Raw genomic sequence first — 14,383 nt, forward strand, 5'->3', positions numbered from 1 at the left:
GCCCCGCTTTCGCGGGGCATGACAGCTGTCGTGTGGTTGGTCGTTACTCCGCCGGCTCGGCCGCGAGCGTCGGATAGTCCGTATAACCCTTCGCACCGCCGCCGTAGAACGTGGTCTTGTCCCAGTCGTTCAGCGTTGCGCCCTGCTTCAGCCGCTCGACGAGGTCGGGGTTGGAGATGAACGGCTTGCCGAAGGCGATGAGGTCGGCCGCATTGGTGTCCAGCACCTTGGTGGCGAGATCGAAATCGTAGCCGTTATTGGCGACATAGGCGCCGGCAAAGCGCTTGCGCAAGGATGCATAGTCGAACGGCGCGATGTCGCGCGGGCCGCCGGTGGCGCCTTCGACGACGTGGAGATAGACCAGCTTCAGCGCGCTGAGGCCGTCGACGATATGGTCGTACAGGGCTTGCGGGTTGGAATCCGAGATATCGTTGGCCGGCGTCACCGGCGAGATGCGGATGCCGGTACGGTCGGCGCCGGCCTCGGCCACGACGGCCTTGGACACCTCCAGCATCAGCCGCGCGCGGTTCTCGATCGAGCCACCATAGGCATCGGTGCGCGTGTTGGCGCCGTCCTTGGCGAACTGCTCAAGCAAATAGCCGTTGGCGCCGTGAATCTCGACGCCGTCGAAGCCGGCCTCCAGCGCGTTCTTCGTGGCGCGCTTGAAATCGTCGATAATCCCGGGGATTTCGGAGAGCTCGAGCGCGCGCGGCTCGGAGACGTCGGCGAAGCCGCCGTTCACGAAGGTCTTGCCCTTGGCGCGGATCGCGCTCGGTGCCACGGGGGCTGCGCCACCCGCCTGCAGGTCGACATGCGAGATGCGGCCGACATGCCAGAGCTGGATGAAGATCTTGCCGCCGCGCGCATGGACCTTGTCGGTGAGCTTGCGCCAGCCGACCACCTGGTCCTTGGAGTAGATGCCGGGCGTGTCCTGGTAGCCTTGGCCCTGCTGCGAGACCTGGCTCGCTTCGGTGATCAGGAGCCCTGCGGAGGCGCGCTGGCCATAATAATCGGCGGCGAGCGCACCAGGCACGAACGTGCCGGGCACGGCACGGTTGCGCGTCAGCGGCGCCATCACCAGGCGGTTCGCCAGCGTGATCGGGCCGAGCTTGTAGGTCTCAAACAGTTTGGTCGAACGGCTCATGGGGAATGCTTCCAGGGGTGTGAGGTCCCGAACACTTGTGCATCGCGACATCGGGCGCAAGGGAGAAGCCATACGGAAAGTGCAGGCGAGCTACGCGGCGGGGCCCGCGTAGCATAATTCATGTGCGATTTTGGCCGTGACAGTGGATTGCGACTGCCACGGCCGTGCGATTTCGCAAATCAGTTCGCGCCCATAAAATCGCGCTTGCCGATCTCGACGCCATTGTGGCGCAAAATGCCGTGGGCGGTCGCGGCGTGGAAATAGAAGTTCGGCAGCGAGAACGCGCTCAGGAATTGCTGGCCCTTCATGGTGACGGATTTGTCGGGGCCCGCGGGGAAGGTGACGTCCTTGGTCTCGGCACCTTCGAACTGCTCGGGCTTGAACGACTTCACATAGTCGATGGTCTTGGCCAGCCGCTGCTTCAGCTCTGCGAAGGTCGTCTCGGTGTCAGGCGTGGAGGGCACCTCGCTATGAGTGAGCCGAGCACAGCCCTTGGCGGCGAAATCGCCGACGAGCTGGACCTGCTTCGACAGCGGCAGCATGTCCGGGAAGAGGCGGGAGCCGAGCAGCACGCTCGGGTCGATCTTCTTGGCCGCGCAATGCGCCTCGGCTTTGGTGAGCAGGCCGGTCACGCTGTTCAGCATTTGCAAATAGGCGGGGACGACGGCGTCGTAGAAGGACATGTGATGCTCGCTTGTGAATGGGAAATCTCAGGAGAAAACCTGAGCTACTCACATGGGAGGCTCACGGAAAAATACAATCGCGGGAAGCTGCTTGTGCAGTGCGAAAATTCTCCCGCGCCACTCCCGCGCGGTCGTTGCTACACCCTCCGCTCTCATAGCCAATCCTCGGCTGTCATCGCCCGGCTTGACCGGGCGATCCAGTACTCCGAGACGGCGGTGATTGAACCGAGAAGCTGCGGCGTACTGGATTCCCCGCCTTCGCGGGGAATGACTACGGATAGATCAGTCAACGCAACGTGCCCGCCGGCTGGGCCTGCGCCGTGGCGCCGCGCATGCGCGCCAGCAGCTCGGCGGTCGGCCAGGAATCGGCCGGCAGGCCGTGCTTGATCTGCATCGCCTTGACGGCCGCGCGGCTCTGCTGGCCCAGCACGCCGTCGACCTTGCCGACATTGAAGCCCGCACGCACGAGCAGTTGCTGCAGTTCCTTGAGCTCGTTGAACGGCAGCTGCGCCACCGGCGCCGTCGGCTTGCGCATCGGTGCGGCACCTGCAATGCGCGAGGCGAGATAGCCCGCGGTGGTCGAATAGATCAACGAGTTGTTCCACTCGGTGTAGGCCGCGAAATTCGGGTACGCCATGAAGGCCGGACCATTGCGTCCCATCGGTAGCAGCACCGAGGCTGCGAGATTGTCATTCGGCAGCGGCCGGCCGTCGGGATAGGTGACGCCAAGCTGCGCCCATGTCGAGCGCGGCTCTCGCACCGTGAGATCGGTCTTATCCCATGGCAGGTTTTGCGGCACCTTGATCTCTTCCAGCCACGGCTCGCCGCGCCGCCACTTCAGGCCGTTGGCAATGTAGTTCGCGGTCGAGCCGATCACGTCGGCTGGCGACCGCAACAGGTCGCGCCGTCCGTCGCCGTCATAGTCGACGGCGTAGTTGACGTAATGCACAGGCAGGAACTGGGTCTGGCCGAGCTCGCCGGCCCAGGAGCCGATCATCTCGTCGGGATGCAGATCGCCGCGGTCGATGATCTTCAGCGCGGCGATGGTCTCGCCCACGAACATCTCCGAGCGACGGCAGTCATAGGCGAGCGACACCAGCGATTTCAGCGTCGGCAGATTTCCCATGTTGGCGCCGAAGTCGCTCTCCAGCCCCCAGAACGCGGCGATCACCGCCGGCGGCACGCCATATTCCTTTTCGGCTCGTGCAAACGCGGCAGCGTATTGCTTGATGTGCTGCTGGCCGTTCTGCATGCGATAGGGCGCCGCCATGCGTCCGGCGAATTCGATGAAGAGCTGGCCGAACACGCGCTGACCGCGGTCGCGGTTGACGATGCCCTGGTCGTAGACGAGGTAGGGCGAAGCCTCCGCGATCGTCCGCTGCGATACGCCGGCGGCCACAGCCTGTTGCTTCACGTCGGCGAGGAAGCGATCGAAGCTCGCACCGTTATGGCAGGACGCCGCACGCGGCGAGGCTGCGGTGGTCCTGGGCGCCACGGGCTTGGTGGGCGGCGGCGCGAACTGGGCGGAGGCAGTGGCGGAGCATGCGAGGAGCGCGACGGCCGCGATCAGAAATCGGGTCTGGACCATAGGGGTTCCGGCGGGGAAGGGGCAGGCGTGGATTCGCCCGAAGTTTAGGTGAAGTGATGGCCTCAGGCCATCCCTTCCGTGCCATGCCAGCATGGGTAATGCGAGTGGACGCCGGCCTAGCCGAACAGTCGCATCAGCAGCGCTTTCCCGACCGGGAGCGCCCTGACGCCCTGATAGGCGCGAACATACTCGCCGGCATAGAACGCCCTGATCGCATGCACGCGTGTATCCATGCCTTCCTCGAAACGCACCGCGAATCCATCCGCGGTCTGCCGCACCACGACCGCGGCGATCGGGCGGCCATAAATCCGGCATTCGATCGCGCTGCCCGGGTGCGGCGGATCGGGATCGATCAGGCGGGCGCCGGTGATCGAGATGTCGGCGAGCCGCGCGAGATGCGACTTGCCGTGCTGGCGCAGCAGCACCGTCTCGTTGCGATCAAAACGCTCCGCCTTGCGCTTGCGCGGTTGCTCGATGCAGACGAAGCAGACCACGGTGAGGATGAACGCGTTGTAGAGGCTCCAGGCCAAAGCCAGCCCGCCGTAGGCGATGTTCTCGCCGCGCAGGTGCAGGATGAAGGCATAAGCGATGGCCGCGAGCGTAACGAGAAGCGCGGTGCCATAGAGCCGCAGCAGCGGCCATTCGACAAACCTCCTGTCCCGGTCCCCGCCTTTCGCCGTGACCTTGAACTTGTGTCCTTTCGGCTTCAGCAGACCGGTTGCCACCGCCTTCAGCACTGCGGGCGCGGCGATGAGTTGCGACACGTCCGTCATCATGGCCAGCGAGCGGCCGTGCGACAGCCAGGCCATGCTGAGGCTGTGCCAGACATAGAACGGCAGAAAGAACCGCAGCAGCTCGCTCAGGTCGGCACGGACCGCCTTGATACCGAAGAGCAGGAACAGCCAGGGCACCACGAGGCCCGCCACCTTCGACGTGTAGACCGCGGACCAGCTCATGAAAGCATCGACCAGCGAGAGCCGGTCGATGAAGGAAAGCTTCGACTCGCGCGAGAGCGGTCCGCTGCGGCCGCGCACGATTTGCATCAAGCCGAGGCACCAGCGGGCGCGCTGGGTGATGTATTCCTTCAACCCTTCCGGCGCGAGCCCGATCGTCAGCCGCTCGTTGAGATAGATCGTTTTGAGACCGTGCTCCTTCAGGCGAAGCGTGACGAGGTAGTCTTCTGTGACGGAATCGGTTGGAAACCCCCCGATCCGCACCAGTCCGTCGTAGCGAATGAGCGATGAGGTGCCGCAGCAGAATGCGACGCCCCAGGCGTCTTTCGCCGGCAGCAGGATGTCGAAGAAGAAGCGTTGCTCGTCCGGCCAAACGTCGGTTGCAGCAAGGTTGCTCTGGATCGGGTCGGGATTGATGAAGTGCTGCGGCGTCTGCACCACTCCGACCGAAGCATCGTCCATGAGCGAGATGGTCCGCGCCAGGAAGTCGGGCCGCGGCACGAAGTCCGCATCGAGGATGGCCACGAATTGCGGCGGCTTCGGCATCGCACCGACATGTCGGAGCGCATGATTGATATTGCCGGCCTTGGCGTGATGGTTGTCGGGCCGCGTGAGATAATGGCAGCCGAGTTCACCCGCGAGTCGCCGCAGCCAGGGCCGTCGGCCGTCGTCGAGCACCCAGACGCGGTAGTTGCCGTACGCCATGCCGGTCGCGCCGATGATCGTGCGCTCGAGGATCGATCGTTCCTCGTTGTAGGTGCAGATGAAGACGTCGATCAGCGGCGCGCCGGGATCGAAGGCGCGGCTGTCGATCCTGGCTGATCTGGAACGATCGATTGTTCGGCTCAGGAACAGCAAAGACAAACTGACCGCGACGAGCGAGGCCGCTTCCAGCAGCATGAAGGGATAGCCGATCACGGCATCCGCGGTCAGATGCGGCGGCGGGAGAGTCGCCGTGACGCGCCAATGGAGATAGCGGAGCAGGAAAACGAGTGACACGATGGCCAGGAACGAGCGTGCCATCGTGCTGTCGCGCCTGAGCAGCGGCACGATCGCCATGAAGGCGCCGAGCGCAATCAGGCCGGGCGTCAGCGCCGTCGTCACGGCGCGGTCTCTTGCCTTGCAAACACCACGCGGCCGGTGCGTCCCACCGTGCATGCGTGGGCAGCGCCATCACCGAGCGCAACGGTCACGCGATAGGGCTCCTTGCTCAGCGCGTCGGGATTGATGGCGAGATTGGCGGGCGCGCCGGCGGCGCCGGTCAGGTTGACCACGGTGCCGGAGATCGGCGCACCACCGTCGTTCGGCTCGAAGGTCGCGTGGTCGCCGAGCTGCAAACGGTTGTAGACGTTCTCGGTGACGTTCGCGGTGATGACGGCGCTGCTGCAATCGAGCACCTTGAGCAGCGGTTGGCCGGCTTGCACGTCCTCGCCCGGCGAGGTCATCATCTCCCAGACGCGCCCTGCGACGGGCGTCGTGATGTTGGCTTCGGACAGATCGGCGAAGCGAACCTCTTCGGTGATGATCTCGCTGGCGAGCCAGGCGATCTCGGTGTCGATGCGTGCGAGGTCGGCGTCGAGGTCGCCAGCACGCTGGCGCATCTCTTCCTCGCGCTGCACCGAGCTTGGCCGGTCGTTGTAGCTGTCGCCGAGGAAGGAGCCGTTCCGTGCCGCGGCAAGCTCGACCATGGCCGCGTCCAGCCGCTTGCGCGCACCGAGCTCGATCTGCTGCGACACGGAGAGCTCGCGCGTCAGCCGTGCCAGCTCGACGGTCGAGACGTTGCCGGATTTCGCCAGCGAGGAAGCCCGGTCGACCGCGGCACTGGCTTCCTCCCGCCGCGCTGCCGCGGCCTCGATCGAGGTCTGGATCTCGGCGATCCGGGCCTCGAGCTGGAGCACGCGCCCGTCGCGGAATTGCGTCGCCTGTCGCGCCAGGTCCTTTTGCGCGGCCTGGGCCGAGGCAAGCTTGGCGGCAAGGCTCGGCCGCTCGTTCTCCAGGCGCGATTTCTGCCGCCGGAGATCGTCGAGCCTGGTGCGATCGCCGCGCGGGTTGACCACGCGCAGGACCACGGTCCCGGCGTCGAGCCTGGCCTGATCGGTCAAGCGCTGCGCGGCTGCCACACGGCCGCCGATCGGCGTGCGCAGGGTGACGAGGCGGGAATTCAATACGGCCTCGACGCTTGAATACTCCCAGACCGCGCGCAGCGGCAGCCAGCCGAAAATGGCGATGAGGGCAAGTCCGATCGCGATCTTCGCGCCGCGCCTCAGACGTGGCCAGCGCCGCTGGGATTCCGGCTCTGTCTTCGCATCGGGCGCGGGACCGGGCTCGTCATTGGCGAACATCTGCTCGTACAGCGCCTCCTGCAATCCCTTCGCGTCAGTCCTCGCGTCGATCTTGGCGTCAATCTTGGCGTCGTGAGGGGAGGGAGCAGATGCGGGATCGAGGGAGGCGGCGCTCGAGCGGTCCATCATGACGGGTCACCTTGCTGACGGGGTGCCAACGGAACCGGTCAATGCGCTGCGACCGCGCGGCGTGCCCGGTTACCGCGAATTAAGCCGCGATTGCGCTTTCCAGGTTGCTAAACGTCCGCGCGTGTTTTTGCGCAAATCCCGCTCAAGCTTTAGCGGCGCGGGAAAGGCTGACGCCGCGATGGAATGTGCGGCCGGGCGACGCACGAACCTTGCGGTCGCAGGCAGCCTTCATACCTCCGGGGTGCCGGCCAGAGGTTCGCCCGCGGCCGCCTTGGGAGACGGCCATGAACTATTTTCGTACCGCAATGCTGCTCGCAGGCCTCACCGCCCTGTTCATGGGCGTCGGCTATCTGATCGGCGGCGCCTCCGGCGCCATGATCGCGCTCGTTATTGCCGCCGCGACCAATCTCTTCACCTACTGGAACTCCGACCGCATGGTGCTCTCGATGTACGGCGCCCATGAGGTCGATCGTTCGACCGCGCCGGAGCTGGTCGGGCTGGTCGCGGAACTTGCGGGCCGGGCAGGCTTGCCGATGCCGCGCGTGTTCCTGATGGATGAGATGCAGCCCAACGCGTTCGCGACTGGCCGAAATCCGCAAAACGCCGCCGTCGCCGTCACCACCGGCCTGATGGGCCAGCTCAGCCGCGAGGAGCTCGCCGGCGTGATCGCGCACGAGCTCGCCCATATCAAGAATCACGACACGCTGCTGATGACGATCACTGCGACCATCGCCGGCGCGATCTCCATGCTGGCGCAGTTCGGCATGTTCTTCGGCGGCAACCGCGAGAACAACAATGGTCTCGGCGTCGTCGGCTCGATCCTGATGATGATCCTCGCCCCGCTCGGCGCCATGCTGGTGCAGATGGCGATCAGCCGCACCCGCGAATATGCCGCGGACAATCTCGGTGCGCGCATCGCGGGGCAGCCGATGTGGCTGGCCTCCGCGCTGGTGAAGATCGAGGGCGCCGCGCATCAGGTGCCGAACTATGAGGCCGAGCGAAACCCCGCGACCGCGCACATGTTCATCATCAATCCGCTGTCGGGCCATGGCGTGGACAATCTGTTCGCCACCCATCCCTCGACGCAGAACCGCATTGCGGCGCTTCAGCAGCTCGCGGCCGAGCTCGGCACGCGGCCGGCGCCATCGGTCGGCGCCAACGAGAACTATCCGCCACGCAGCCCATGGGGGCGCTCGTCCTCGCGTGGTCCCTGGGGCTGATATGGAACCTGCGGCAATTTACGGTCGGCTTTGTGACCTGGCGCACACAGGATGGTCCGAGCCGGTGTTAAGACCCCGGCGAGACACTTCCTTCGAAAGGGGATGCGTGACCGGCCCGCTGCCGGCCACCGTCGAAGATGACCAGAGCTGCCGTACCATTGCTGATCGTCCTGTGCGTGCTCGTCGGCCTGTCCACGCACATGGTCGTCAATTGCGGCGACGAGGACGATCCCGACATCTGCTCCGCCGTGATCGGCTTCTCGCCGCTGCGCGGATCGCTGATCGCCTTTGCCTATGAGGGGCGCGGACGGATCGCGCTGCGCCACGGCGACTTCAGGCGGGCGGTCGCCGATTTCGACGAGGCCATTCACCTCAATCCCAACCGCGCCTCGCTCTATCGCGACCGCGCGCTCGCGCGCCGTCAGAACGGCGACCTCGAACTCGCCATCGCCGACTATGACGAGGCGATCGCGCATGATCCCAAGCGCGCCGCGCCCTATCACCAGCGCGGTCTCGCGCTCGCCGCCACCGGCGATCTCGACCGCGCGATTCTGAGCTACAACACGGCGGTTCGCCTCGACCCCTCGGATGCGCAGGCCCGCCTCGACCGTGGCCTGGCGTTCCTCGCCCGCGGCCAGGCCGACGATGCGCGCGCCGATTTCGAGGCGGCGCTGGCGCTGCCGGCCGGCAAGGACGGTCAAACCCGCGAAGCCGCGCGCGCCAGGCTCGCCGAGCTCGCCAGCGCCGAGCCGCCGCAGGTGTCAGTGCCGAGGCAGTGAGGGGGCTCTATCCACCGAATCCTGGAATCGCAGGGTGGGCAAAGGCGCCCTTGCGCCGTGCCCACGATCTCTACAATACGGCAACAGACGCGTGGGCACGCTTCCGCCTTCGCTCTTCGAGCTACGGCGGACAAGTCGCTATGCCCACCCTAGGTGCTGATTGTGCGGAGAGATACTTCTCGTCCGCCTACTTCGCCTTCTTGGCTTTGGCCTTCTTCGCCTTCGCGGCCTTCTTCGCCGGCTTCTCTTCCTTCGCCTTCTTCTCGACCTTCGCCGCCACCGGGGCGCTAGCGGCAAGCCGCATTGACCGCGCGTAGCTGTCGGCGACGTTGTCGGCGGACATCTGCAGGCGCTTGGCGGCGGCGGTGGCCTGCTCCATGGTGGCCTTGGCCATCATCTTGAAGCGGTCGCCGGTCTCCTTGCCCTTGGCCTTGGCCGCCAGGCCGTTGAAGCGATCCCGCCGCTCCTTGGCGCGGGTCATCAGGCCCGTATGCAGCTGTCTGGCCAGTTGCCGGATCACGACATCCAGGTCGGCGTCCGCCATGTTGTTCTATCCTCTTCGAAAAATGGGTCTCGATGCGGGCGGGACTATGCAGATCGGGCCCCGCCTTGGCAATTCCCGCCAGGGCGTCATCCGCAGCTTCCGGCCTGCAAAACAAAAAAGCCGCGCATTTGGCGCGGCTCTTTGGTTGATCTGGCTGAGGCAGCTCGAGGTTCGCCTCACTTCAGCGAGGCGACCGGGCCGTTTGCAGCCGCCGGCTCCGGGTCGAAGCCGAACACTCCGACCAGATATTTGTAATAGTCCGGCATCTTCTCCTTGAGCGTCTCGCGCGACTTCGGATCGTGGAATTCGCTCTTTCCGGCCAGGAAGATGCTGGCGGTCACGGCAAAGAACTCCATGGGGTTCTTCAACGCATAGGATTCCTTGGGCAGCAAGTCCTTGGACTTGGCAAGGGCGAAATAGGCGATCACGCCCTTGTTGGCGTAGCCGTCCGGCAACAGCCGCGCGTGGTAGGCGTGCAGCAGCTCGTGCAGCAGCACCGCCTCCTTTTCGTAGCGCATCATGTCCGGCCGCAGCATGATCACGCCGAGGCCCGAATCGACCGCGAGGTCGACGGCGTTCGGATTGGTCCAGCGCTGCTTGTCGTGGTCCCAGACCGTCAGCGTCCGCGGCACGCGGCGTTCGACGTTGGGAGCGACGCGGCCGTAGCAGGCGGTGGCGGCCCCTTCGTCGAGGCAGGCGAGCTCGCTGGCGATGATCGGCACGGTGCGGAAGAAGCGCAGCACGCGCGGCGACAGGCCGGCCGCCTCGACCGCGTCGATCTGGCTCTTCAGATTGTCGGTGAGCTTGTCGACATCCTTGCGGTCGGAATTCTCCGACAGGTCGAACATGTAGCCGCGATAGCTCTGGAAGCCCGGCGGCAGCGACTGCGCTGCATCGGCATCGAGCGATCCGGCTTGGGATGGATTGGCGAAGAGCGCGCCGACAATGGTTGCGGTCAGCAGCAACGCAATGCGCATGATGAACCCCCTGATGTCACTTCGCCCGGCAGAATAGGCCACCGTTGTTTGCGAAAAGTGAGTGGGGCAAGACTAAGGCACCGATGTTGAGGCGTGCTTAACCGTTGGTTGCAGATCGCTGCGGCAGATTAGTGCGGGGTTAACCAAGCGTGGATTGGCGGCGGGCTTCGGCGTAACATCGGCTCCGGGCACAGAGCCCAAAAGTCCAGACAGCCGGAAGGGGAGGATGCCATGTATGCCGCCATCCGTCAGGCCAAGGCGAAAAGCGGGAGCGCGGAAGAGCTGGCGCGCCGCATCAAGGACGGCGCCGTTCCGATCATCAGCGACGTCGACGGTTTCCGTGCCTACTACGTCGTCTATGCCGGCGACGATACCGTGACCGCGATCTCGATCTTCGACAAGTTCGAGCAGGCGGAGGAGGCGAACCGGCGGGCGATCGCCTGGATCGAGAAGGATCTCGGGCCGTTGCTTGCCGGCCATGCGAGCGCGGCTGCGGGGCCGGTGATCGTGCATACGCTGGCGTAGATCGCCAGTGCTTCGCCTCTCCCCGCGTGCGGGGAGAGGCCGGATTGCATCGAAAATGCAATCCGGGTGAGGGGGACTCTCCGCGAGTCAACTCTCACCGTCCCCGCGGAGACTCCCCCTCACCCTGACCCTCTCCCCGCAAGCGGGGAGAGGGGAGAGCTCTCACAACTCCCGCGCATTCGAGAACGCGAAGCTCGATACCCGCCGCGTTGTCTCGTCCAAAATCAGCGTGCGCGTGATCGGCGGCTCGGCGCGCTGGGCGCAGTTTTCGCGCTCGCAGAGGCGGCAGTTGACGCCGATCGGAGTGCCCTCGGTCTTCTCCAGGTCGATGCCGGCGGCGTAGGTCAGGCGCGCGGCGTGACGGATTTCGCAGCCGAGGCCGATGGCGAAGCGCGGTTGCGGCAGCGGGTGCGGCGCGACGGGGCGGCGCACCATCTGCGCGATCGAGAAATAGCGCGTGCCGTCGGACAGCTCGATCACCTGCTTGAGCAGGCGATCGGGCGTGTCGAAGGTCGAGTGCACGTTCCACAGCGGACAGGTGCCGCCGAATTTCGAGAACGGGAAAGTGCCGGACGAGAAGCGCTTGGAGACGTTGCCGGCATTGTCGACGCGCAAGAGGAAGAACGGAATGCCGCGCGCGTTCGGCCGCTGCAGGGTGGTGAGCCGGTGGCAGACCTGCTCGAAGCCGGAATTGAATCGCTGCGCCAGCACGTGGATGTCGTAATTCAGGGCTTCGGCCGCGGCGAGGAACGCGGGGTAGGGCATCATCACGGCCGCTGCAAAGTAGTTGCCGAGCGTGATGCGGAACAGCCGGCGCGGCGCGTCGTCGAGCGGTCCGGCACGGCCGATGATGCTCTCCAGGGCTTGCGCGCATTCGCCGAGGCCAAGCTGGAAGGCGAGCTGGAAGGCGCGGCCGGGCGGATCGACCAACTCGGAGATCAGCAGCTGGCGGCGATGGCGATCGAAACGCCGCAGCGTCTCGCGCATCACGTCGACCGGCATGACGCGGGTCTGGATCGAATGCTTCTCACGCAGCCGCGCCGCGAGCGCTGCATAGAGTCCCTCGGCCGGCACGTTCAGCTCATCGCGAAGGGCCTCCGCGGCCTGCTCGAGCTCCGGAAAATAGTTGCGGTTGGCCTCGATCAGCTCGCGGACGCGCTCGACCGGATTGGCCTCAAAGCGCGTGCCGACGTCGCGGTCGGCCATCTGCGCCGCCGCCAGCGTCTCGCCCTGGCGCGCCTCGGTATAGGCGGCGTAGAGCCGTTGCAGCGCATGGGTGACGCCGGGGCAGAGCTCGGCGAGGTCGCGCAGCTCCTGCTTGGGAACGTCGATCTGGCGGAACAGCGGATCGGAGAAGATCTCGTTGAGCTCGGCGAAGAAACGGTCCTCGTCGGCGGTGGCGAGGTCGCGCAAATCGAGGTCATAGGTCTCGGCCAGCCGGAGCAGGATCTGCGCCGTCACCGGGCGCTGGTTGCGCTCGATCAGGTTGACATAGCTCGGCGAGATCCCGAGCCCCTCGGCAATCTGGGTCTGCGACAGCCCCAGTTGCTGCCGGATCCTGCGGAACCGCGGGCCGACGAAGAGTTTCTTGCCGGAATTGGCGGGCATTTCTCAGGACTCCATGCACATTAAGGACAGCCTAACTGACCTATAATTTTTACAAAATTTACAAAATAACATCTATTACATGTTCCGATGTTACATGACATCACCAATAAAAAACAAGCCATCTATCCGAAGTTTCTGTTTTCGCGTTTAGCTCCTGACCCGCATCTCGCAATGCACTGTCAAGAATGTCGATGGCCAGCCATCGCCATCGTCAGCGAAAGGATCAGGCACATGAACTACCAGCCGCGCGGCATCAGCACCCTTCAGGGCCCGGGTTCGTATCAGAACGAGGTCGAGGCGGCCCAGGCGCTCCTCAAGACCCAGCCGACCTGGAACGGGGTGACGGCCGAGGCCGTCGCACGCATGCGCCTGCAGAACCGCTTCAGGACCGGTCTCGACGTCGCCCGCTACACCGCCGCCTTGATGCGGGCCGACATGGCCGCCTATGACAACGACCCCACCAAGTACACCCAGTCGCTCGGCTGCTGGCACGGCTTCATCGCCCAGCAGAAGCTGATCTCGGTCAAGAAGCACTTCGGCGGCAAGACCGATCGCACCTATCTCTATCTTTCGGGCTGGATGATCGCGGCGCTGCGCTCCGAGTTCGGCCCGCTGCCCGACCAGTCGATGCACGAGAAGACTTCGGTGCCGGCGCTGATCGAGGAGCTCTACACCTTCCTGCGCCAGGCCGACTCGCGCGAGCTCAACGACATCTTCCGTCTCCTCGACAAGGCGCGCAAGGAAGGCGACAAGACCCGCGAGAAGGAGCTGATCGAGAAGATCGACAACTTCCAGACCCATGTCGTCCCCGTCATCGCGGACATCGACGCCGGCTTCGGTAACGCCGAGGCGACCTATCTGCTCGCCAAGAAGATGATCGAAGCGGGCGCCTGCGCGCTGCAGATCGAGAACCAGGTCTCGGACGAGAAGCAGTGCGGCCACCAGGACGGCAAGGTCACCGTGCCGCACGAAGTGTTCATCGCGAAGATCCGCGCCTGCCGCCACGCCTTCCTCGAGCTCGGCGTCGAAGACGGCGTCATCGTGACCCGCACCGATTCGCTCGGCGCCGGCCTGACGCAGCAGATCGCCGTCAGCCACAAGCCCGGTGACATCGGCGACCAGTACAACAGCTTCCTGGATTGCGAGGAAATCACCGCGGAGAACGCCCGCAACGGCGACGTCATCATCAACCGCAACGGCAAGATGATGCGTCCGAAGCGGCTGCCCTCGAACCTCTACCAGTTCCGCCCGGGTACCGGCGAAGACCGCTGCGTGCTCGACAGCATCACTTCGCTGCAGAACGGCGCGGACCTGCTCTGGATCGAGACCGAGAAGCCGCATATCGAGCAGATCGCCAAGATGGTCGATCGCATCCGCAAGGTGGTCCCGAACGCGAAGCTCGCCTACAACAACTCGCCGTCCTTCAACTGGACGCTGAACTTCCGTTGGCAGGTCTACGACGCGATGAAGGAAGCCGGCAAGGACGTCAGCAAGTACAACCGTGCCGAGCTGATGAAGCCGGAATACGATGATACGCCGCTGGCGCAGGAAGCCGACGAGCGCATCCGCACCTTCCAGGCGGATTCGGCCAAGCGTGCCGGCATCTTCCATCACCTGATCACGTTGCCGACCTATCACACGGCGGCGCTCTCGACCGACAATCTGGCGAAGGAATATTTCGGCGACCAGGGCATGCTCGGCTACGTCAAGAACGTCCAGCGCGCCGAGATCCGTCAGGGCATCGCCTGCGCCAAGCACCAGAACATGGCCGGCTCCGACATCGGCGACGACCACAAGGAATATTTCGCCGGCGAGGCTGCCCTGAAGGCGGGCGGCGTCCACAACACCATGAACCAGTTCGGCTAACACAGCACGCTATTGGACAGGAGAC

Annotated in this window: 12 protein-coding genes; 4 read left to right on the forward strand and 8 right to left on the reverse strand. The window is 64.9% G+C overall.

What is annotated here, in order from left to right; genetic code table 11:
* Positions 1-43: 43 nt before the first annotated feature.
* From GGD66_RS29225 to GGD66_RS29245, 5 genes are all read right to left on the reverse strand, one after another.
* A complete protein-coding gene (locus GGD66_RS29225) occupies positions 44-1,144 on the reverse strand; it encodes an alkene reductase (RefSeq protein WP_183259757.1) in 1,101 nt (366 codons plus the stop codon).
* A gap of 179 nt (positions 1,145-1,323) precedes the next feature.
* The gene (locus GGD66_RS29230; RefSeq protein WP_183259758.1) at positions 1,324-1,827 is read right to left on the reverse strand and encodes a DUF1993 family protein; all 504 of its coding nucleotides are present in this window, start codon (positions 1,825-1,827) and stop codon (positions 1,324-1,326) included.
* Positions 1,828-2,113: 286 nt separating this feature from the next.
* On the reverse strand, positions 2,114-3,415 hold the full coding sequence (locus GGD66_RS29235; protein ID WP_183259759.1) for a lytic murein transglycosylase: 1,302 nt from the start codon (positions 3,413-3,415) through the stop codon (positions 2,114-2,116).
* Positions 3,416-3,531: 116 nt separating this feature from the next.
* On the reverse strand, positions 3,532-5,472 hold the full coding sequence (locus GGD66_RS29240) for a glycosyltransferase (RefSeq protein WP_183259760.1): 1,941 nt from the start codon (positions 5,470-5,472) through the stop codon (positions 3,532-3,534).
* Positions 5,469-6,839 carry an HlyD family secretion protein gene (locus GGD66_RS29245; RefSeq protein ID WP_179737158.1) on the reverse strand — a complete coding sequence of 457 codons (1,371 nt, stop codon included), beginning with the start codon at positions 6,837-6,839 and terminating at the stop codon, positions 5,469-5,471. Before GGD66_RS29245 ends, GGD66_RS29240 begins: the two co-directional genes overlap by 4 nt.
* A 284-nt stretch (positions 6,840-7,123) precedes the next feature.
* On the opposite strand from GGD66_RS29245, the gene htpX reads away from it, so the two are divergent.
* The gene (gene htpX, locus GGD66_RS29250; RefSeq protein WP_183259761.1) at positions 7,124-8,059 is read left to right on the forward strand and encodes a zinc metalloprotease HtpX; all 936 of its coding nucleotides are present in this window, start codon (positions 7,124-7,126) and stop codon (positions 8,057-8,059) included.
* Between the two features lie 137 nt (positions 8,060-8,196).
* On the forward strand, positions 8,197-8,838 hold the full coding sequence (locus GGD66_RS29255; RefSeq protein ID WP_183259762.1) for a tetratricopeptide repeat protein: 642 nt from the start codon (positions 8,197-8,199) through the stop codon (positions 8,836-8,838).
* 187 nt (positions 8,839-9,025) lie between these two features.
* On the opposite strand, the gene GGD66_RS29260 is transcribed toward GGD66_RS29255, so the two are convergent.
* Both GGD66_RS29260 and GGD66_RS29265 read right to left on the reverse strand, forming a co-directional pair.
* Entirely contained in the window at positions 9,026-9,382 is a 357-nt protein-coding gene (locus tag GGD66_RS29260; RefSeq protein ID WP_183259763.1) for a hypothetical protein, read from the reverse strand.
* A gap of 176 nt (positions 9,383-9,558) precedes the next feature.
* Entirely contained in the window at positions 9,559-10,359 is an 801-nt protein-coding gene (locus tag GGD66_RS29265; protein ID WP_026202904.1) for a hypothetical protein, read from the reverse strand.
* A 231-nt stretch (positions 10,360-10,590) separates the two neighbouring features.
* On the opposite strand from GGD66_RS29265, the gene GGD66_RS29270 reads away from it, so the two are divergent.
* Positions 10,591-10,884 (forward strand): antibiotic biosynthesis monooxygenase, encoded by a 294-nt coding sequence (locus GGD66_RS29270; protein WP_014497428.1) that lies wholly within the window; start codon positions 10,591-10,593, stop codon positions 10,882-10,884.
* Between the two features lie 162 nt (positions 10,885-11,046).
* Here GGD66_RS29270 and GGD66_RS29275 read toward each other — a convergent pair whose 3' ends face one another.
* A complete protein-coding gene (locus GGD66_RS29275; RefSeq protein WP_018323280.1) occupies positions 11,047-12,492 on the reverse strand; it encodes a short-chain fatty acyl-CoA regulator family protein in 1,446 nt (481 codons plus the stop codon).
* A gap of 231 nt (positions 12,493-12,723) precedes the next feature.
* On the opposite strand from GGD66_RS29275, the gene GGD66_RS29280 reads away from it, so the two are divergent.
* Positions 12,724-14,358 (forward strand): isocitrate lyase, encoded by a 1,635-nt coding sequence (locus GGD66_RS29280; protein ID WP_026202905.1) that lies wholly within the window; start codon positions 12,724-12,726, stop codon positions 14,356-14,358.
* The last annotated feature ends 25 nt before the right edge of the window (positions 14,359-14,383 follow it).

Origin of the sequence: Bradyrhizobium sp. CIR48 (genome assembly GCF_014198315.1) — a bacterium.
In the GTDB taxonomy this organism is placed as follows: Bacteria; Pseudomonadota; Alphaproteobacteria; order Rhizobiales; family Xanthobacteraceae; genus Bradyrhizobium.